The following is a 20,024-nucleotide window of genomic DNA, read 5'->3' as shown; positions in this document are numbered from 1 at the left end:
AGGAAATCAAAAATGGAACTCGTTGTTTCCGCACTCCTCACCAGTATATCTATCGATAATCTGCTTTATATTGTCGCCGGTGTCGCGCTGGGAAATATCATTGGTGCGATCCCAGGCCTGAATGCCGTAATGGCTATCGCGATTGCCGTACCGCTGACCTACTATATGCCCGCGGTGGGCGCAATGGGTTTTCTTGTTGGTATCAACAAAGGGGCGGCTTTTGGCGGCTCGATTTCCGCTATTATCTTAAACGTCCCCGGCTCGCCTGATGCGGCGGCTACCTGCTTTGATGGTTATCCCATGCATTGTCAGGGCAAGGGAATAAAAGCGCTCAAGCTGTCTTTATTTGCCTCGGCATTTGGCGATTTTTTTTCCACCTTGATACTTATTCTTATCGCGCTCCCCCTTGCCAGCCTGGCGATTCAACTGGGGCCGGCGGAGCTCTGCGCACTGATTATCTTCACATTGATCCTGATAGCCGATCTTGATTCCGACAATATCTGGAAAGGCATACTGGCGACAGCTTTCGGCCTGCTGCTTAGCACCATCGGACTGGATCCTGTCTCTTCTCTTCCTCGCCTGACGTTCGGTTACTACCCGTTGGAAAACGGAATACCGCTGGCCCCTGCCGTTATCGGGATTCTGGCGCTGACGGAGATATCCCGACAAATGGCGGAGTACGATCGGCATAAAGCGCAGGTTCAGCCCCACAATTTACCGCCTGGCGATATGCAGGCCGATCGGTTGGGATTCGTTGAGTTTTTCCGCTTACTGCCCGCGCTGATTCGCGGTTCGCTGGTTGGCGTGATTGTCGGTATTGTTCCGGGCATCGGAGGGACCGTTTCCGCCTTTCTAAGCTACGGCGTGGAAAAAAAACGCGCCAAAGATCCGGATACTTTTGGCAAAGGACGTAGCGAAGGCGTGGTAGCCCCGGAAGCCGCAAATAACGCCGTGATCTGCGCCAGCCTGATACCGCTGTTTACCCTGGGTATTCCCGGCAGCCTCATTTCAGCCCTGTTGATTGGTGCGTTCATTCTGCACGGCATCACACCCGGCCCGCTGATGTTCGAACAGCATACTGAAACCGTTTACGCCATTTACAGCACCATGATGCTAGGCAATCTCTTTAATTTGATTGTGGGTTACATCGGATTATTTTTCTTTATTCGCCTGCTCTCTTCCCCGCGCAAACTCCTCTTCCCGATGATCATTTTCCTGTGCTTTAGCGGGATTTGCGTCATGGACAGCAGTTTTACCGCGATCGTCATCGCCATTTTGTTTATGTTCCTTGGCTACGGGATGCAGGTACTGAACCTTTCTGTCGTTTCGTTAATTATTGGCCTGGTACTGGGGCCACAGCTTGAGCTGTATATGCAGCAAACCGTGATGATGGGCGAAGGTACGCTTGCGCCGCTGTTGACCCGACCTCTGGCCTGCATACTGATTCTTCTGAGCCTTCTGATAATGGCTAAAAAGCTGGTCTCGTATTCGGCAAAAAGTCTTCGCAATGGCAGAAGAAGCGCCGGGGAATAGGGAAGGCTCTGCCTGAGCCCCGATGCCACGACAGCACCGGGGCGCACTGTCAGAGTAGTTCTATAATATCATCGTCTTTCGGCGTACTGCCGCTCAACGCTTCGTCAAAATAGTGCTTCGGCACGGTATAGCGCAGGCGCTCAAGGGCAAACTGCATGCTGCGATCGTCAATCGCGTGCCCCAGATCCTCGACAATATCCAGCGTCACGTCGCCGCCCGCCTGCTGAAGCGCCTCCTGGGCCGAAACCGCCCACGCCAGGTCGATAACGCGATCCTCGCCGCCGTGAATCAGATGGATGGTTGTCGCGGTAGTCGCCGACTGCGGAAGCGTCGCATACCGTCCGTTAAAGGCGATCACCCGCGATGCCAGCCCCGGCTCAGCTTTGATACTCTCCAGAGACATAATCGCCCCCTGCGAGAAACCAATCAGCGCCGTCGCCCGCGGACCGACGCCGCTCTGTTTCTGCCAGTAGCGAACGGTCTCAATAAAGGTCGGCATAATGGCATCAATACGCGACTGGCGATTTTCCTCCGTCACCCCCTGAACCGAAAACCACTGACGGCCCGGCGGCGGACCGCAAGGTTCCGCGCCACCGATGCTGACGATCAGCGCATCCGGGAACTGCGGCGCAAACAGACTGCCGATTTGCCCCATTGCAACCGGGTTATCGCCGACGCCATGAAACAGCAACAGCAGCTGTTGGGCAGGTGTCGCAGGGCTTTGTACAATAAAATGGTCGTGTTTCATGGCTGTCTCCTTAGTTTACGTGGGCAGTTTACGCCGCGCGCGGAATATGACCATGACATTTAACTGAATGAGTTAGTTAAAAAAATTGCAGTTCCCCGACCTGCTGACGCAGCCTCTCCGCCCGCGATGCGTCAAGGTTCAGCAGCGCCAGTCCCGCTTCTTCGCGCAGCCTGGCCAGCAGCGCTTTGCGTCCGGACAGACGCAGCCCGGTGCAAATCTCCGCTTCGTCCTGGCGTTGCAGGCGGGCGCGAAGCGCCGGAAGCGGCAGCCCGGTGTGTAGCAGCAGGCGGTTCAGGCTGCCAACCACCGCCAGCAGCGGACGATGGGCAAACGCAAAGCCCGCCACATCCAGCCAGTCGTCATCCGTAAGCATAGCTGCTGGCGCTACCGGCCGCGGGAATAACGCTTCCCGCCACTCCCACAGCCAGAACTCATCGCGCGCCAGACGCTGCGACTCCCGTAAAACCAGTTCGTGCCCCGCCGAAGTTAACGGATAAAGTGCCATCGCCGTGTAGCACCCGCTACTTGCCTCACGATGGGTACCTAAACGCACCAGCGTAAAACCGCAGCGCTGCCAGAAGCGCCCTAGTTCTGGCGTATAGCCAAAGCTGACCGATAGATAATCGAGGCCGTGGCTTTGCGCTACCGCCCGGGCAACCAAAGCCTGACCAAGCCCCTCGCGCTGGCGGGTCGGGTGCACGGCGATACGAGTGATTCGCTGCCCCAATAGCGTGGCCGCCAGCGGACTTCCGCCGTGAGCCGCCAGCGACTGCGCCACCAGATTACCGCGCGGGCGGCGAAAACCGGCCCATACCGCCCGACTGAGCGCGGGATCAAGCCCTCCCTCCGCCACCCGCCATAGCGCACCGGCCACGCCGTTGCTGGTGCGGGCGCAGGTAAAATGCTGGCCCGGCGCATCCATCATCCGCCGTAAATCCAGCGGCGATGTGCGGTAATGCGCGCCGGAAAGGAGCTGATACATCGCCTCGGCCAGCCCGTCCTGCTGCCGCCAGCTGTCCTGACTCACCGCCTCAAACGTCACCTCCCCCGCTGAAGATTGCGTAAAGCTTTCATCACCAAACAAGAGTAATTCACTGACCACTGCTTCCAGCGGACAGCCTGCGGCCCAGCGGATAGGATCAAGCAGACTAAACTGGTGCAGATGGGGGAAGCTGGCGCAAAACTTGAGCAGAAAACCGCGGCCGGTCCCTTCATAGCCCTGCACGGTCGTGGTCAGTAAGGTGCGAGGAAAACGGGTGACCAGCTGGCGAAGCAGCGGCCCGGGAATGGCGGCCGCTTCATCAACGATCAGCCATGACGCTCGCATATCGCCAGCCAGCAACGCATCCGGCGCTATAAAGCGAAAACCTTCACCGGCGAACGCCGCCATCACCTCGGTCGCGCCGCGCGCCGGGGCGGTAACGATGGCATCGCCCGCCAGCTGACGTATCAACATTCCCGCCAGCGCGGATTTTCCGCGTCCGCGCTCGGCGGTAACCACGGCAATGCCCGCAGGGAGTGTGCTCAGACTGGCCAGAATAGCGGCCTGTCCGGCCTGAGGATGGCCATCAGCCGGATGCCAGCGCGGTCGTGGCACCTCCTCCGGTAGCGTCAGCGGTTCATTCTGACGCCAGACGATCGCCTCAGGATTCGCGCAGACCCGCTGACAAAAACGGTGGACAAAATGGGGAGTGGGAATAGGCTCCGGCGCGTCGCTCCAGCGCAGAGAGTCCGCATCTGGCCTCGTTGGCCAACGGGTGAAAGAGGGGGTCAGCAGGATCAGCCAGCTTCCCGCTTTCAATGTCCCGCTCAAGGCGGCAAAAGCCGCCGCGTCGAAGCCGCTGCGGGCATCAAAGAAGGCGTGGCGGTACTCGCGCCCGAGGAGAGATTTGAGGGCCTCCGGCGAGATACAGGGCGCTTCCATAGGCTGCGGCCCCACCCACAGACCATCGCCGGCCAGCCGTTTACGCAGCAGCAGCGCCTGCTCCAGACACCACGCATCGTCGCCGCTGAGTACCAGCAGACGACGAATGCCCTGCTGCGCCATCCGCGCCGTCAGGTTAAGTAATTGATCCATTTACAGCGGCAGTCAGAGCGCATTACCAAATGTATTGCACTGCGCCGGGTCTCCGCTGTCAAACCCGCGCTTAAACCAGGTATAGCGCTGCTGCGAAGTACCGTGGGTAAAGCTGTCCGGGACCACGCGTCCCTGGCTTTGCTGTTGCAGGCGATCGTCGCCGATGGCCTCTGCGGCATTCAGCGCTTCCTGCAGATCGCCGGTTTCCATAACATCCTGATTCTGCATGCTGTGACCCCACACGCCGGCAAAGCAGTCGGCCTGCAGCTCCATTTTCACCGACAGGCGATTCGCTTCAGCCTGCGACGCGTGCTGCTGCAGCTGACGCACTTTGGATTCAATACCCAGCAGCTTCTGCACGTGATGCCCGACTTCATGAGCAATCACGTAGGCCTGTGCAAAATCGCCGTCCGCACCGAGCTTGTTTTTCATCTCATCGTAGAACGAGAGATCGATGTAGACCGTGCTATCGGCCGGGCAGTAGAACGGCCCCATCACCGACTGGCCGGTACCGCAGCCGGTCCGCGTCGCGCCGCGATAGAGCACCAGCTTCGGCTGCGGGTACTGACGGCCCATCTTTTCGAAGATAGCGCCCCAGGTATCTTCGGTATCCGCAAGAATCACTCTGGTAAACTTCGCGGCCTGCTCTTCCTGTGGGCTGACAGAACGTTGGGTGGTGGTTTGCTGCTGTGAAACGGGCTCCCCGGTCAGCATGCCGGTCAAATCCACGCCGTAATAGCCCGCAACCAGCACGATAATCAGCAGGACGATACCGCCCTTCCCGCTGGGAAGACGGAAACCGCCGCCGCCACCGCCCAGGGGGGAGCCGGAATCATTACGTCGATCTTCTACATTGTCGCTTTCGCGACGTCCTTGCCAGCGCATAGGCACCTCAATCCATCAAATTCTCGAATATGAGAGATCGTAGGCGGTTCGGCGCAGGATTACCACTGGAAACAACAAGGAGAGCGCCAGAAGGTAGAGCGACCTTCTGGCGAGAGGAGGATTAGTCGAGCTTAACACCAAGGCGATGGGCCACTTCTTCGTAGGCCTCAATCAGGCCACCGAGGCTCTGGCGGAAGCGGTCTTTGTCCATTTTATCGAGGGTATTTTTATCCCACAGACGGCTGCCATCTGGCGAGAACTCATCGCCCAGCACCACTTCGCCCTTGAACAGACCAAACTCAAGCTTGAAATCGACCAGGATCAGGCCGGCATCATCAAACAGCTTTTTCAATACGTCGTTGGCTTTGAAAGTCAGTTCCTGCATGCGCGCGAGGTTCTTTTTGCTTACCCAGCCAAAAGTCTCGCAGTAAGACTCGTTGACCATCGGATCGTGCATCGCATCATTTTTCAGGAACAGGTCAAACAGCGGCGGATTGAGTTCAATCCCTTCTTCAATACCCAGACGCTTAACCAGAGAACCGGCGGCGCGGTTACGGACTACGCACTCCACCGGAACCATCTCCAGTTTTTTTACCAGACATTCGGTATCGGAGAGCAACGCTTCCATCTGAGTCGGGATACCGGCTTCTTCCAGTTTGCTCATAATGAAATGGTTAAATTTGTTGTTCACCATGCCTTTACGATCGAACTGCTCAATGCGCGCGCCATCCCCTGCTGAAGTATCGTTACGGAATTCGAGTACCAGCAGATCCGGATTCTCCGTGCTGTAAACGGTTTTCGCTTTACCACGATACAACTCAGCTTGCTTTTGCATCTTTGTCACTCCAGTGAAGATATAGACGATAAATATTGCGCTTTTCTGCCGACGCACACGTTTGCGTCACTATACATGAAAAAGGGCTGGATTGCTCCAGCCCTGTTTATTACTTACTGAATGCGGCCTGGAATACGGCTACCAGGGCGTCATTCTGCGACTGCGTCAACGTATGGCCTTTCGGATCGATGAACTGCAGACTGCTGCGGTTATCGAGATCGCCGACCTGCAGTTTGTAGTCACCGGAAACCAGCTGCGGATCGCTGGCGCCCAGCGCCTGCCAGCTGCTGTCAGACAGCGGCTTGTAGGTCAGCGCCATGCTGCCTTGCGAGCGGGTGCTATCCGTCACCTTCATGCCCACTTTTTCCAGTGCGCCCGGCAGACGTTGCCACACCATGTTGAACGGTGCGCGAACAACCAGCATTGGCAGACCCGTATCGTCGGCAGCACTCTGCACATCGAAGGTCGCGCCAGCATTTTTCTGCGCCGCATTCTGTGCGCTGGTGGCGTTCATATCCAGACCTTCGGAAATGACGTTCAGCATCGACGTGCTATAGCGTTGCAGAGAAGCCGGATCGGATACCGGTTTCCCGGCCTGCTCAAGATTCACCAGCTTCACGATAACCGCCTGCTGATAACCCTGAGGTTTCACTGAGATTTGATAGCGACCACGATACTGCTGGTCTTCATCGAGGCGATTCCATTCAACCCAGTCGGTATTCAGCGTCTGGCTGGCATCGTCACGTTTGGTGATGACATAGTTCTTAGACTGTATGATGCTGGCTACCTGCGCCCACAGCGAACCGCTACGACCGTTCTCGACCATCAGCGTGGCGGTATCGCCATTGAACTGAGTACGAGCGCCGCTCACCAGTGCCAGAGGCTGAGCCGGTGGGCGGATGTCCAGAGCTTTGCCCACTGCGCCTTTGCTGGTCGCAACCGGAATATTATAATCACCAACCTGAACCGGCAGAATCATGCCAGCAGGTGCGTGAAGTTCACTGAGCGGCGTAGCTTGCAGATAGACCTCATCGCCTCCCACCTGACGTTTGTAGCGTGAGTCGGAACTACAGGCCGCGAGAAGCAGGACCAATGAAACACCCGCAACCTTCGTCAGGCGCGACTTCTGTACTGAGTAAGCCATCAAATCTCCCTAAACTTTACAGCAAACCGGCATGCTTCAGCGCTGCGGTAACGGCCTGAGTACCCTGTTCGGTAATCGGCGTCATCGGCAGGCGCAGCGTATCGGTTGCCACAAGACCCAACGCCTTACATGCCCATTTCACGGGGATCGGGTTGGGTTCGACAAATAATTTTGTATGCAATGGCATCAGACGTTGGTTAATTGCACGAGCTTGCGCAAATTGGCCTTCTACAGCCAGTCGGCACATATCCGCCATTTCGCGAGCCGCAACGTTCGCCGTTACGGAAATCACGCCCTGACCGCCGAGCTGCATAAAGTCCATTCCGGTGGCATCATCGCCGCTCAACAGAATAAAGTCATCTGAAACCAGCTCTTTGATCTGATGAACACGACTTAAGTTCCCCGTCGCTTCCTTAATACCAATAATATTTTTTACTTCCGCCAGGCGACCGACGGTTTCCGGCAGCATGTCGCAACCGGTACGGGACGGCACATTATACAGAATTTGCGGCAGGTCGGTGTGTTCTGCGATGGCTTTAAAGTGTTGGAACAGCCCTTCCTGGGTCGGACGATTGTAATAAGGAGTGACCGTCAGGCAACCGACAACACCGCTATTGTTAAAACGTTTGGTCAGGCTAATCGCCTCTGCGGTTGCATTTGCACCGGTACCTGCGATGACCGGGATACGCCCGTCAGCAAGTTCAAGCGTCATCATTACGACATCGCCATGTTCTTCATGGCTCAGGGTCGCGGATTCTCCGGTAGTCCCTACCGAAACGATCGCCGAGGTTCCGCTGGCGACATGGTAATCAATCAGTTTTTTCAGGCTTGACCGGCAGACATTACCGTTTTCATCCATCGGCGTGACAAGCGCTACAATACTTCCCGTGAACATGGGCCATCCTCAGAGCTGAAGTGCGACAAGATTCTCAATGTTACGTTTGGTGCCGTAATAAAAGCAAGAGACCCGATGCCATCAGGGATGTTGTATGCCGGTTTTTTTTATGCTTTCCTAATGTTACCTCACCTTTTTAAAGGAAGAACAGGTTTGACCGCCTCATTACAACACTATCTGGTTATTACCGCTTTGGGCGCTGACCGTCCCGGCATCGTGAACACCATCACCCGCCACGTCAGCAGCTGCGGCTGTAATATCGAAGACAGCCGGCTGGCCATGCTTGGTGACGAGTTTACGTTTATCATGCTGCTTTCAGGTTCATGGAACGCGATTACGCTGATCGAATCGACCCTGCCGCTGAAAGGTGCTGAGCTGGATTTGCTGATCGTGATGAAGCGGACGACCGCGCGGCCTCCTCAGGCCATGCCAAACACCGTCTGGGTCCAGGTTGAGGTACCGGACTCGCCGCACATTATCGAGCGTTTCACTGCCCTGTTTGACGCGTGGAATATGAACATCGCCGAACTGGTTTCTCGGACCCAGGTCAGCGGTGATGACGATTCAGCGCAGTTGTTCATTCAGATAACCGCACACAGCCCTGCAACACAAAATGCATCAAATATCGAACAAGCGTTCAAAGCCCTATGTACAGAACTGAACGCACAAGGCAGTATTAACATCGTTAATTATTCACAACATGATGAACAGGATGGAGTTTGAGTAATGAATCCACTGAAAGCCGGTGATCTTGCACCGAAATTTAGCTTACCGGACCAGGACGGCGAGGAAGTAAATTTGACCGACTTCCAGGGACAGCGTGTTCTGGTTTATTTTTACCCGAAAGCCATGACCCCGGGTTGTACCGTTCAGGCCTGCGGCCTGCGCGATAATATGGATGAGTTAAAAAAAGCGGGCGTTGAAGTCCTGGGTATCAGTACTGATAAACCGGAAAAACTCTCCCGTTTCGCCGAAAAAGAGTTGCTGAACTTCACGCTGCTGTCTGATGAAAATCACCAGGTATGCGAGCAGTTTGGCGTCTGGGGCGAAAAATCGTTTATGGGGAAAACCTACGACGGTATTCACCGCATTAGCTTCCTGATCGATAGCAACGGCAAAGTCGAACACGTGTTTGATAACTTTAAAACCAGCAATCACCACGATGTGGTGCTGAACTGGTTGAAAGAAAACGGCTAACGTTCTACCCGACGCAGGACGCCGGGTCATCATTCACTGACCCGGCGTCCGTTTTCTTCCCCGCGTTTTCCGGCCGCAGACTATTTCTCTTCTTCCACCGCCAGGCCATCCGGCCACGCATGCACTACCGCTTTGATAAGGGTTGCCAGCGGAATCGCAAAGAAGACTCCCCAGAATCCCCACAGCCCACCGAAGATAACCACCGACAGGATAATCACCAGCGGATGCAGGTTGACCGCTTCGGAAAACAGCACCGGTACCAGCAGGTTACCGTCCAGTCCCTGAATAATCAGGTATACCGCAAACAGGCTCCAGAACTCCGGACCTGCGCCAAACTGGAACAGCGCCACGCCGACGACCGGAATGGTCACCACGAAGGCGCCGATGTACGGAATCAGCACCGAGAACCCGACCAGCACCGCCAGCAGCAGCGAATAGTTGAGATCGAACAAGATAAAGCCAATCCACGTTGCCACGCCGACGACAATCATCTCCAGCACCTTACCGCGGATATAGTTGGTAATCTGCTGGTTCATCTCTTTCCATACCTGCCCCGCCAGCCCGCGGTTGCGCGGCAGCACGCGGCGCACGGCGTTCAGCATCTGCTCTTTATCTTTTAGCAGGAAGAACACCATCAGCGGCACCAGCACCAGATAGACCGCCAGAGTCAGTAAGCCGACCAGCGAAGCCAGAGAGTATTTAACGACCGAGTCGCCGACGGTGAGCACGCGGTTACGCATATTGTCCGCCATGGCGTCGATAATCCCGGCGTCCATCAGCGCCGGGTAACGGCGCGGAACCGTGGCGGCAAAATCGGACAGCTTATTGAGCATGCCCGGCATATCGCGAATCAGATAGATGCCCTGCTGCCAGGCAACGGGCATCACCACAAACGCCATCAGCAGCAAGACGCCCACGAACAGAATCAGTACGAACGAGGTTGCCCAGGTTCGCGAAAGCCCTACGCGCTCCAGCCTGACGGTTGGCCATTCCAGCAGATAAGCCAGCACGATAGCAACCAGCAATGGCGCCAGCAGGCCGCTGAAAAAGAACATGATTCCGAACCCGGCCAGCAAAATAACCAGCAGCGCTATCGCTTCCGGATCGCTAAACCGACGACGATACCACTGCATTAACATCTCAAGCATAAAACCCTTCCCTAAAGCGCGTAGCGGCAAAAAAACCGAGGGAATTGTATCTAAATGTCACCTGAAAGACTTCGCTTTTATTAGCAAAGCCACAAACATTGACGCTGGCGTGAATATCATATTTTCAATAGCCTCAACGCCAGCTAAACTCGCATGACGCGCGGAAATGGAACATTACGCCGCCCAATCGGTCAAACTGGCACACCCACATTACAGGACAGAGGTTATGTTCAGGCAGTTAAAGAAAACGCTGGTGGCAACCGTCATAGCGTCGCTGACGCTGGGTTCGATTTTGCCTGCTTTTGCTGACTCCGCAGATACCCTGCCCGATATGGGAACCTCTGCGGGAAGCACGCTCTCTATTGGCCAGGAAATGCAGATGGGGGATTACTATGTGCGCCAGCTACGCGGTAGCGCGCCGCTCATCAACGACCCTCTGCTGGTGCAATATATTAACGGATTAGGGATGCGTCTGGTCTCGCACGCTAACTCTGTTCGCACCCCTTTCCACTTTTACCTGATTAATAACGACCAGATAAACGCCTTTGCTTTCTTCGGTGGCAATGTCGTGCTGCACTCCGCTCTGTTCCGCTATTCAGATACCGAAAGCGAGCTGGCATCGGTAATGGCGCATGAAATCTCACACGTCACCCAGCGCCACCTCGCGCGAGCAATGGAAGACCAAAAGCGCAACGCCCCGCTGACCTGGGTCGGTGCGCTGGGCTCAATTCTGCTGGCGATGGCGAGCCCGCAGGCCGGTATGGCGGCCCTCACCGGTACGCTGGCGGGAACCCAGCAGGGGATGATCAGTTTTACCCGGCAAAACGAAGAAGAGGCTGACCGCATCGGGATTCAGGTGCTGCAGCGCTCCGGTTTTGATCCGCAGGCGATGCCGGCCTTTATGGGCAAATTGCTCGACCAGTCGCGCTACTCTACCCGTCCGCCGGAAATGCTGCTGACTCACCCCTTGCCGGAAAGCCGTCTGTCTGACGCCCGCAACCGCGCCAACCAGATGCGTCCTGTGGTTGTTCAGTCTTCCGCCGATTTTTACCTCGCCAAGGCCAGAACCCTGGGAATGTATAACTCAGGGGAAAATAAGCTTGGCGACGATCTGCTGAACGCGTGGGCGAAAGGCAATATCCGCGAACAGCACGCCTCCCAGTACGGGCGAGCGCTGCTGGCCATGGGAAGCAATAATTACGATCTGGCGCGCAAAACGCTGCAGCCTCTGCTGAGCGCCGATCCGCAGAACGCCTGGTATCTCGACCTGGCAACCGATATCGATCTCGGACAGAAGAAAACGGCCGATGCGATTAACCGCCTGAAAAATGCCCGCGAAATTCGTACCAACCCGGTTCTGCAGCTGAACCTTGCCAACGCATACTTACAGGGCGGACAAGCGGCGGAAGCGGCGAAAATCCTCAACCGGTACACCTTTAGCTACAAAGATGACGGCAACGGCTGGGATCTGCTGGCGCAGGCTGAAGCGAGCCTCGGCAATCGTGACCAGGAGCTGGCGGCACGCGCAGAAGGTATGGCGCTGGTCGGCCAGCTCGATCAGGCGATTACTCTGCTGAGCAGCGCCAGCTCGCAGGTGAAACTGGGCAGTTTGCAGCAGGCGCGCTACGATGCGCGTATCGACCAGCTGCGCCAGCTGCAGGAACGATTCCGCCCCTATCAAAAAATGTAAGGAGACGACATGTCTGACGCGGTAAAAATCTATCACAATCCCCGCTGCTCCAAGAGCCGCGACACCTTAAGCCTGTTGAAGGCTAACGGTATCGATCCTGAAGTCGTGCTCTACCTGGAGACGCCGCCGGATGCAGACACGCTCCGCCAGCTGTTAAAAATGCTCGGAATGGTCAGCGCCCGCGAACTGATGCGCCAGAAAGAGGATCTGTATAAATCCCTGGAGCTCGCCGACCCGCAGCTTAGCGAGGAGGCGCTGATTCAGGCCATCGTCGATAATCCGAAGTTGATGGAGCGCCCGATTGTCGTCAGCCATGGCCAGGCGCGGATCGGCCGACCGCCGGAGCAGGTTCTGGAAATCGTCAACTGATGCCGATGCGCCATTGCGGTTTGCCGTGATGGCGCAGCGGGTGAAAGACGAAGGGCGCGGATTGGGCAGATCGCAGAGATCCGGCCCGGCTAGAGCTTGAGGATCTCTTTCACGAAAGGAATGGTCAATTTACGTTGCGCGGTAATCGAAGCGTGATCGAGCTGATCGAGCGTCATAAACAGCGAGCGCATTTCACGATCTAACCGTTTGAGCAAGAAACGACAGACGTCTTCCGGCATCTCAAAACCCCGCAGACGCGCGCGCAGCTGTAGCGCCTGCAGCTTATCTTCGTCCGACAGCGGCTGTAGCTTGTAGATTTGCCCCCAGTCGAGGCGCGACGCCAGATCCGGCAACCCGAGATTCAGCTGGCGCGGCGGACAATCGCCGGTAATCAGCAAACGCGTTTTACCCGATTCGAGGATCCGGTTATAGAGGTTGAAAATGGCCATTTCCCACGGCTCGTCGCCGGCCACGCACTCGATATTGTCAATACAGACCAGCGAAAGCTGCTCCATCCCATCGAGTACTTCCGGTACAAACCACGTACGCTTATCCAGTGGAACATAGCCCACCGCATCGCCGCGCTGGGAAAGCTCCGCACAGGCGGCATGTAACAAGTGACTGCGCCCCGCCCCTTCGCGTGACCAGATATAGATGTACCCGCTATGTTCCTGCCGCAACACATTCTGTAAGGCAGCAAGAAGAGAAGGATTATCACCCGGCCAAAAACTCGCGAAAGTTTCATCATCGGGAAGATACAGTGGCAGAGAGAGCTGTGCCGGTGCGTTCAGATGGACCTCATCATAGGCTTACAGAAAAACGCGATGAGTTTATCACGAAGTATGCCTTGAGAGAACCGGGCGGGATCGCCGCCCGGTTGCAGGATCAATGTTTTACTTCTTCACTGTCGGCGGCATCCAGCACAACCTCTTCCGGACGCAGGACGCTGATCAGTTTGAAAATCAGGCTCAGACCCACGCCGACAATTGTCGCCAGCGCCATGCCTTTCAGCTCCGCCGCACCAATGTGCACTTTCGCGCCGCTGACGCCAATGATCAGAATCACGGAGGTCAGAATCAAATTCTGCGCCTTGTTGTAGTCCACTTTCGATTCGATCAGGACGCGAATACCGGAGGCGCCAATCACCCCGTACAGCAGCAGCGAAACGCCGCCCATCACCGGCAGCGGGATAATCTGAATCGCAGCCGCCAGTTTCCCTACGCAGGAGAGCAGAATCGCGAAGATTGCCGCGCCGCCGATAACCCAGGTACTGTAGACACGGGTGATCGCCATAACGCCGATGTTCTCGCCATAAGTGGTGTTGGGCGTCGAACCAAAGAAGCCGGAGATCATCGTCGACAGGCCGTTAGCAAACATCGAACGATGCAGCCCGGGATCGCGGATCAGATCTTTTTTAACGATATTCGCCGTCACCACCAGGTGGCCGACGTGCTCGGCAATCACCACCAGCGCAGCGGGCAGAATGGTGAAGATAGCAAACCATTCAAAGCGCGGGGTGTAGAACGTCGGCAGGGCAAACCAGTGCGCCTCGGCGATCGGCGTAGTGTCGACAACGCCCATCACGAAAGAGAGCGCGTAGCCGACCAGCACGCCGATCAAAATCGGGATAATGGCCATGAAACCGCGAAACAGCACCGAACCGAAGACCGTCACCGCCAGCGTCACCATCGAAATAATGATGGTTTTGCTGTCCGGCGATTGCCCGTCAGCCGGCAGCAGGCCAGCCATATTGGCAGCGACGCCCGCCAGTTCGAGGCCGATAACCGCGACAATGGCCCCCATAGCCGCCGGCGGGAACATCACGTCCAGCCAGCCGGTGCCGGCTTTTTTGACAATAAAGGAGACGATGCAGAACAGAGCGCCGCACATAATGAAGCCACCCAGCGCCACCTCATACCCCAGCGGCAGCAGCAGCAGCACCGGGGATATAAATGCAAAGCTCGATCCGAGATAGGCCGGGATTTTTCCCTTACAGATGAAAAGATACAGCAATGTCCCAATGCCGTTAAACAGCAGGACGGTAGCCGGGTTGATATGAAACAGAACGGGCACCAGAACCGTTGCGCCAAACATAGCGAACAGATGCTGCAAACTCAGTGGGATAGTCTGTAAAAGCGGCGGTCTTTCACTCACCCCGATTGCGCGGCGCGTCATAGCGTTTTCCTCTAAGAGTCGTTTATTAGTTGCTGTGAGTTTGTTTTATTCAAAAAAAAGCCGACTCTTAAAGTCGGCTTCTTATTATCTATGTGATCACTTGGTACCAAAAATCTTATCGCCGGCATCGCCGAGCCCCGGAATAATGTATCCGTGCTCGTTGAGGCCCTGGTCAATGGATGCGGTATACATCTCAACATCCGGATGCGCTTTCTCCAGCGCGGCAATCCCTTCCGGCGCCGCCACCAGAACCAGCACCTTAATGCTGGAGCAGCCCGCTTTTTTCAGCAGGTCGATAGTGGCGATCATCGAACCACCGGTTGCCAGCATCGGGTCAACCACCAGCGCCATGCGTTCGTCGATATTCGACACCAGCTTCTGGAAATAAGGAACCGGCTCCAGCGTCTCTTCGTCACGATAGATCCCTACCACGCTGATACGCGCGCTCGGTACGTGCTCCAGAACCCCTTCCATCATCCCCAGACCGGCGCGCAGAATCGGCACAACGGTGATTTTCTTCCCTTTGATCTGCTCGATTTCTACCGGACCATTCCAGCCCTCGATGGTGACTTTCTCTGTCTCCAGATCGGCAGTGGCTTCATAAGTCAGCAAGCTACCTACCTCTGAGGCAAGTTCACGGAAGCGTTTGGTGCTGATGTCGTGCTCACGCATCAGGCCCAGCTTGTGTTTGACGAGCGGGTGTTTCACTTCCACAATCTTCATTCTCTTTCTCCTCTGAGGGGCAGCCACAAAAAAAATCGCGGGATTATACCGCTTTTTTCCATTTGCGCCATAGCCGATATGTTTGACCGGGATCAACCAAAATGCTTTGCGCTGCCTGAGCCAGTATAAAACAAAATAAAAAAACCCCGCACAGGCGGGGTCACACAAGGCTTGAGGGGTGTTTTACAATGTTTCGCCGTTGCTGCTGATAACCTGTTGATACCAGGAGAAAGATTGCTTCCGGCTGCGGTCCAGCGTTCCGTTGCCTTCGTTATCTTTATCGACGTAGATAAATCCGTAGCGTTTCTTCATTTCACCGGTACCGGCGGAAACGAGGTCGATACATCCCCACGGGGTATAGCCCATCAGGTCAACGCCGTCCTCAACCACCGCTTTTTTCATCTCGGCAATATGCGCGGAGAGATAATCGATACGGTAACGATCGTTCACCGTGCCGTCAGCTTCGCGCACGTCGATGGCCCCGAAGCCGTTCTCAACAATAAACAGCGGCAGCTGGTAATGATCCCAGAACCAGTTCAGGGAGTAGCGCAGACCCACCGGGTCAATCTGCCAGCCCCAGTCTGACTTCTGCACGTACGGATTAGAGACCAGGCTTTGGGTCTCGTCATAATCCAGCTGCGGGTTATCATCGGTCGCTTTCGTGGCAAACGACATATAGTAGCTAAAGCCAATATAGTCGACGCAGCCTTCGGCCAGCGCCTGACGATCTTCTGCGGTGATATCGAGCGTAAAACCGCGGCGCGCGAAGTAGTTCAGCAGATGCTGCGGGTACTTACCGCGAACATGAACGTCGGTAAACCAGTAACGGCGATGCATGGCGTTCATTGCCATCATCATATCATTCGGGGCACAGGAGAACGGATAAATCGGGCACATGGCAATCATGCAACCCACCTGCAGCGAGGGATTTATCTCGCGGGCAGCTTTTACCGCCAGGGCGCTGGCCACCAGCTCATAGTGCGCCGCCTGATACATCACCGGTTCGCGATCTTCATCCGGCAGATACTTCAGACCTGAGTTGGTAAACGGGGCAAAATCTTCGTGGAAGTTAGCCTGGTTGTTGATCTCATTAAAGGTCATCCAGTACTTCACTTTGTGCTGATAGCGATCGAACACCACTTTCGCAAAGCGGACGAAGAAATCGATCAGCTTACGGTTACGCCAGCCGCCATACTCGGTCACCAGATGGTAAGGCATCTCGAAGTGAGAGAGCGTGATCACCGGTTCAATGCCGTACTTCAGGCATTCATCAAACAGGTCGTCATAGAACTGGAGCCCTGCTTCGTTAGGCTCCCGCTCATCGCCCAGCGGGAAGATACGTGTCCAGGCAATCGAAGTGCGGAAGCATTTGAATCCCATTTCAGCAAACAGCTGAATGTCTTCTTTATAACGATGGTAAAAATCAATCGCCTCATGGTTGGGATAATTTTTCCCCGGCAGTACGCCATCGGTGATTTCACGCGGCACGCCGTGTGCGCCGGCGGTCATCACATCAGCCACGCTGACGCCTTTACCTCCTTCCTGCCAGCCACCTTCCAGCTGATGCGCCGCCACCGCGCCGCCCCACAGAAAATCTTCTTTAAATCCAGACATGTTCTCTTCCTTATGCGCGATCGCCGTTAAGCGATCGGTTTTGCTGATTAAAATGGTAAACCGCCCCCATCAAACCGGCGTCGTTGCCGTGGCTGACGGTGTCGAGATAGTCCGCGATACCGAACCAGGCCAGATGTTCACGCAGCAGCGCCAAAAAGCCCGGCCGTTCCACAATGCCGCCGCCGATGAAAATGGCCTGCGGATCAAAAATGTTCACCAGGTTATACAGACCGCTACCGAGACCGTTGAAAAAGTCAGCCACCAGCCGCTGGCAGGTCACGTCGCCCGTATCGTAGCGATCGAATATCTCTTCCCCGGTCACCTCTTCCAGCGTTTTGCCGAAATGGTCGGCATAGCGCTGGCGCAATACGCGCATCGTGCAGTTTTCATTCATCGAATAGCGGCGCACATCGCGGGTGCCCGGACGATCGGTCTGCATATAGCCGAATTCGCCGGCGCGAAAACTGGCGCCGTGCACCAGTCGGTTATTACAGAAGATCGCCCCGCCGATGCCGGTGCCAATCGTCAGGACCAGAAAATCACTCATCTCGGCGGCTTTGCCCCGCCAGCGCTCGGCGAGCAGGACGCAGTTAGCATCGTTTTCGATGGCGACGGGAAGCCCGGTCTGTTGCTCCAGCCAGCGCTTAATGGCGAAATTATCGAACTTACGGATTGCGCCGCCCATTTCGATAAAGCCGGTGTGCGGGTTGACATAGCCAGGCGCGCTGATCGCCACGCCTTCACACGCCGGGTGAGCGGCAATCCACGCCAGCATCGCTTGCAGTATCTGGTCGCCATCGCTATCGATAATCGACTGCTTGCCTTTTTCACGCAGTTCGCCTGCAGCGGTGCTGACGCCCATTTTTAACGCCGTTCCACCGATATCAAATGCGGCAATGCTCATCCCGTCTCTTCCTCCTGAATCCCCGCAGAATCTACCTTCGGCTCTCTTGAACAAAAACAGAAACCGGTTTCAGTGGCATGATGGCTATTCCCGATGTCAGAGGCAAGCACAAGAATGTACCCGGTTTCATTTTCGTGAACCGCTTCAAATTTGTTCATATCGCTGCCGATTAACGCCGACTGCAAAGCAGGCTCGCAAACGTTTGCTTTCCCTGTTAGAATTGCGCCGATTTTTCTTGCTACCGCAAATGTGTGGAGATTTCGCAGTGACCGATAAAACCTCTCTCAGCTATAAAGATGCCGGCGTAGATATTGATGCAGGCAACGCGCTCGTCGACCGTATCAAGGGTGTGGTGAAGAAAACCCGACGCCCGGAAGTGATGGGTGGACTGGGCGGATTCGGCGCACTGTGCGCATTGCCGCAAAAATACCGCGAGCCGGTTCTGGTTTCCGGCACTGACGGCGTCGGCACCAAGCTGCGGCTGGCAATGGACCTGAAGCGCCACGATACTATCGGTATTGACCTGGTGGCGATGTGCGTCAATGACCTGGTGGTCCAGGGTGCAGAACCCCTGTTTTTCCTCGACTACTATGCAACCGGTAAACTGGATGTCGATACGGCAGCCAGCGTCATCAGCGGCATCGCGGAAGGCTGCCTGCAGTCAGGCTGTGCGCTGGTTGGCGGCGAAACGGCAGAAATGCCGGGCATGTACCACGGCGATGACTATGACGTCGCGGGCTTTTGCGTCGGCGTAGTAGAAAAATCAGAAATTATCGATGGTAGCAAAGTTGCCGATGGTGACGTGCTGGTCGCGCTGGCCTCCAGCGGTCCGCATTCCAACGGCTACTCGCTGGTGCGTAAAATTATCGAAGTCAGCGGCGTCGATCCGCAGACGACCGATTTGAATGGTTCGCCGCTGGCCGACCATCTGCTGGCGCCGACCCGCATCTACGTTAAGTCGGTTCTGGAGCTGATTGCTAACGTTGAAGTCCACGCCATTGCCCACCTGACCGGCGGCGGCTTCTGGGAAAACATTCCGCGCGTTCTGCCGGATAACACCCAGGCGGTCATCGACGAGTCCTCCTGGCAATGGCCAGAGGTCTTCAACTGGTTGCAGCAGGCCGGTAACGTCAGCAGCCATGAAATGTACCGTACCTTTAACTGCGGCGTCGGCATGGTTATCGCCCTGCCGGCTGAAGTCGCCGACAGCGCCATCGCGCTGCTGAACGAGAAAGGTGAAAACGCGTGGAAAATCGGCTATATCAAAGCTTCTGATTCCGAACAGCGTGTGGTCATTGAATGAAAAACATTGTGGTGCTGATTTCCGGTAACGGAAGCAATTTGCAGGCGATAATTGATGCCTGCGCCCGAAAGCAGATTAACGGCACCCTGAGAGCGGTATTCAGCAATAAGGCCGACGCGTTCGGCCTTGAACGCGCGCGTGAGGCCGGTATTCCGGCCCATGCGTTATCGGCCAGCCAGTTTGCCAATCGCGAAGCCTTCGATCGCGAGCTGATGCATGAGATCGATGCTTATGCGCCGGATCTGGTGGTGCTGGCAGGCTACATGCGGATCCTTAGCCCGGCGTTTGTCGCCCATTATCAGGGGCGCCTGCTGAATATCCACCCGTCGCTGTTGCCAAAATACCCGGGGCTGCATACGCATCGCCAGGTACTGGAAAACGGCGATGAGGAACACGGTACATCGGTGCATTTCGTCACCGATGAGCTCGACGGTGGTCCGGTGATTCTGCAGGCCAAAGTGCCGGTTTTTGCCGGGGATAGCGAAGACGAGATTACCGCCCGCGTGCAGACACAGGAACATGCCATCTACCCGCTGGTGGTGAGCTGGTTTATGGACGGTCGTCTGCGCATGGAGGGAAATCAGGCCTGGCTTGACAACGCCCCTCTGCCGCCGCAGGGCCATGCGGCCGAAGAATAATCATCAGCGCCTCCGGCACTCGCCAGAGGCGCATTTTATCGGTTCAGCCTCAGCCGCTTTCCCTCTGTTTTGTTTAAATCAGCGATGATTTTTGCCCGGTTTATCTCCAGGCACAGCCTCGTTTTGCACACAATATCGGCACTTGC

General features: G+C 56.0%; 19 protein-coding genes. 7 read left to right on the top strand and 12 right to left on the bottom strand.

Annotation, left to right across the window (positions count from 1 at the left end; all coding sequences use genetic code 11):
- Positions 1-12: 12 nt before the first annotated feature.
- The gene (locus tag Q1L34_RS06475; RefSeq protein WP_128320572.1) at positions 13-1,533 is read left to right on the top strand and encodes a tripartite tricarboxylate transporter permease; all 1,521 of its coding nucleotides are present in this window, start codon (positions 13-15) and stop codon (positions 1,531-1,533) included.
- A gap of 49 nt (positions 1,534-1,582) precedes the next feature.
- Here Q1L34_RS06475 and ypfH read toward each other — a convergent pair whose 3' ends face one another.
- The 6 genes from ypfH to dapA all read right to left on the bottom strand — a co-directional run bounded on the left by ypfH (position 1,583) and on the right by dapA (position 8,117).
- Positions 1,583-2,281, bottom strand: a complete 699-nt coding sequence (gene ypfH / locus Q1L34_RS06470) for an esterase (protein ID WP_004866158.1) — start codon at positions 2,279-2,281, stop codon at positions 1,583-1,585.
- A 76-nt stretch (positions 2,282-2,357) separates the two neighbouring features.
- A complete protein-coding gene (locus Q1L34_RS06465) occupies positions 2,358-4,358 on the bottom strand; it encodes a tRNA(Met) cytidine acetyltransferase TmcA (protein ID WP_327204408.1) in 2,001 nt (666 codons plus the stop codon).
- A 12-nt stretch (positions 4,359-4,370) separates the two neighbouring features.
- Positions 4,371-5,243 carry a KPN_02809 family neutral zinc metallopeptidase gene (gene ypfJ / locus Q1L34_RS06460; protein WP_162660881.1) on the bottom strand — a complete coding sequence of 291 codons (873 nt, stop codon included), beginning with the start codon at positions 5,241-5,243 and terminating at the stop codon, positions 4,371-4,373.
- 121 nt (positions 5,244-5,364) lie between these two features.
- A complete protein-coding gene (gene purC / locus Q1L34_RS06455; RefSeq protein WP_004866167.1) occupies positions 5,365-6,078 on the bottom strand; it encodes a phosphoribosylaminoimidazolesuccinocarboxamide synthase in 714 nt (237 codons plus the stop codon).
- 109 nt (positions 6,079-6,187) lie between these two features.
- The gene (gene bamC / locus Q1L34_RS06450; protein ID WP_004866171.1) at positions 6,188-7,222 is read right to left on the bottom strand and encodes an outer membrane protein assembly factor BamC; all 1,035 of its coding nucleotides are present in this window, start codon (positions 7,220-7,222) and stop codon (positions 6,188-6,190) included.
- Positions 7,223-7,238: 16 nt separating this feature from the next.
- The gene (gene dapA, locus Q1L34_RS06445; protein WP_015583724.1) at positions 7,239-8,117 is read right to left on the bottom strand and encodes a 4-hydroxy-tetrahydrodipicolinate synthase; all 879 of its coding nucleotides are present in this window, start codon (positions 8,115-8,117) and stop codon (positions 7,239-7,241) included.
- Between the two features lie 153 nt (positions 8,118-8,270).
- On the opposite strand from dapA, the gene Q1L34_RS06440 reads away from it, so the two are divergent.
- Both Q1L34_RS06440 and bcp read left to right on the top strand, forming a co-directional pair.
- The gene (locus Q1L34_RS06440) at positions 8,271-8,840 is read left to right on the top strand and encodes a glycine cleavage system transcriptional repressor (RefSeq protein ID WP_004866176.1); all 570 of its coding nucleotides are present in this window, start codon (positions 8,271-8,273) and stop codon (positions 8,838-8,840) included.
- A gap of 3 nt (positions 8,841-8,843) precedes the next feature.
- On the top strand, positions 8,844-9,314 hold the full coding sequence (bcp, locus tag Q1L34_RS06435; RefSeq protein ID WP_004866178.1) for a thioredoxin-dependent thiol peroxidase: 471 nt from the start codon (positions 8,844-8,846) through the stop codon (positions 9,312-9,314).
- An 80-nt stretch (positions 9,315-9,394) separates the two neighbouring features.
- Here the strand turns inward: bcp and Q1L34_RS06430 are convergent, their stop codons facing one another.
- Positions 9,395-10,462: an AI-2E family transporter gene (locus tag Q1L34_RS06430; protein ID WP_004866181.1), complete on the bottom strand. Its 1,068-nt coding sequence runs from the start codon at positions 10,460-10,462 to the stop codon at positions 9,395-9,397.
- A 226-nt stretch (positions 10,463-10,688) separates the two neighbouring features.
- Here Q1L34_RS06430 and bepA point away from each other — a divergent pair, with 226 nt between their 5' ends.
- On the top strand, positions 10,689-12,152 hold the full coding sequence (bepA, locus tag Q1L34_RS06425; protein ID WP_004866184.1) for a beta-barrel assembly-enhancing protease: 1,464 nt from the start codon (positions 10,689-10,691) through the stop codon (positions 12,150-12,152).
- Between the two features lie 9 nt (positions 12,153-12,161).
- A complete protein-coding gene (gene arsC, locus Q1L34_RS06420; protein WP_004866188.1) occupies positions 12,162-12,521 on the top strand; it encodes an arsenate reductase (glutaredoxin) in 360 nt (119 codons plus the stop codon).
- A gap of 89 nt (positions 12,522-12,610) precedes the next feature.
- Here arsC and Q1L34_RS06415 read toward each other — a convergent pair whose 3' ends face one another.
- The 5 genes from Q1L34_RS06415 to bglK form a co-directional block, all read right to left on the bottom strand.
- A complete protein-coding gene (locus Q1L34_RS06415) occupies positions 12,611-13,312 on the bottom strand; it encodes a DnaA inactivator Hda (RefSeq protein WP_071824600.1) in 702 nt (233 codons plus the stop codon).
- Positions 13,313-13,406: 94 nt separating this feature from the next.
- Positions 13,407-14,696, bottom strand: coding sequence for a uracil permease (gene uraA, locus Q1L34_RS06410; protein WP_004866193.1), 1,290 nt, complete (start codon positions 14,694-14,696; stop codon positions 13,407-13,409).
- Positions 14,697-14,792: 96 nt separating this feature from the next.
- Positions 14,793-15,419 (bottom strand): uracil phosphoribosyltransferase, encoded by a 627-nt coding sequence (upp, locus tag Q1L34_RS06405; RefSeq protein WP_004866196.1) that lies wholly within the window; start codon positions 15,417-15,419, stop codon positions 14,793-14,795.
- A gap of 183 nt (positions 15,420-15,602) precedes the next feature.
- Positions 15,603-17,033: a 6-phospho-beta-glucosidase gene (locus Q1L34_RS06400; protein ID WP_327204407.1), complete on the bottom strand. Its 1,431-nt coding sequence runs from the start codon at positions 17,031-17,033 to the stop codon at positions 15,603-15,605.
- 10 nt (positions 17,034-17,043) lie between these two features.
- Positions 17,044-17,937, bottom strand: a complete 894-nt coding sequence (gene bglK / locus Q1L34_RS06395; RefSeq protein WP_004866201.1) for a beta-glucoside kinase BglK — start codon at positions 17,935-17,937, stop codon at positions 17,044-17,046.
- Between the two features lie 265 nt (positions 17,938-18,202).
- On the opposite strand from bglK, the gene purM reads away from it, so the two are divergent.
- Together purM and purN are read left to right on the top strand one after the other, a co-directional pair.
- Positions 18,203-19,240 carry a phosphoribosylformylglycinamidine cyclo-ligase gene (gene purM, locus Q1L34_RS06390; protein ID WP_004866203.1) on the top strand — a complete coding sequence of 346 codons (1,038 nt, stop codon included), beginning with the start codon at positions 18,203-18,205 and terminating at the stop codon, positions 19,238-19,240.
- Positions 19,237-19,878 carry a phosphoribosylglycinamide formyltransferase gene (gene purN / locus Q1L34_RS06385; RefSeq protein WP_004866205.1) on the top strand — a complete coding sequence of 214 codons (642 nt, stop codon included), beginning with the start codon at positions 19,237-19,239 and terminating at the stop codon, positions 19,876-19,878. Before purM ends, purN begins: the two co-directional genes overlap by 4 nt.
- The last annotated feature ends 146 nt before the right edge of the window (positions 19,879-20,024 follow it).

The organism is Klebsiella ornithinolytica, from assembly GCF_030505655.1.
Classification (GTDB): Bacteria; Pseudomonadota; Gammaproteobacteria; order Enterobacterales; family Enterobacteriaceae; genus Klebsiella; species Klebsiella ornithinolytica.
This window is presented reverse-complemented; position numbering and strand designations above follow the sequence as displayed.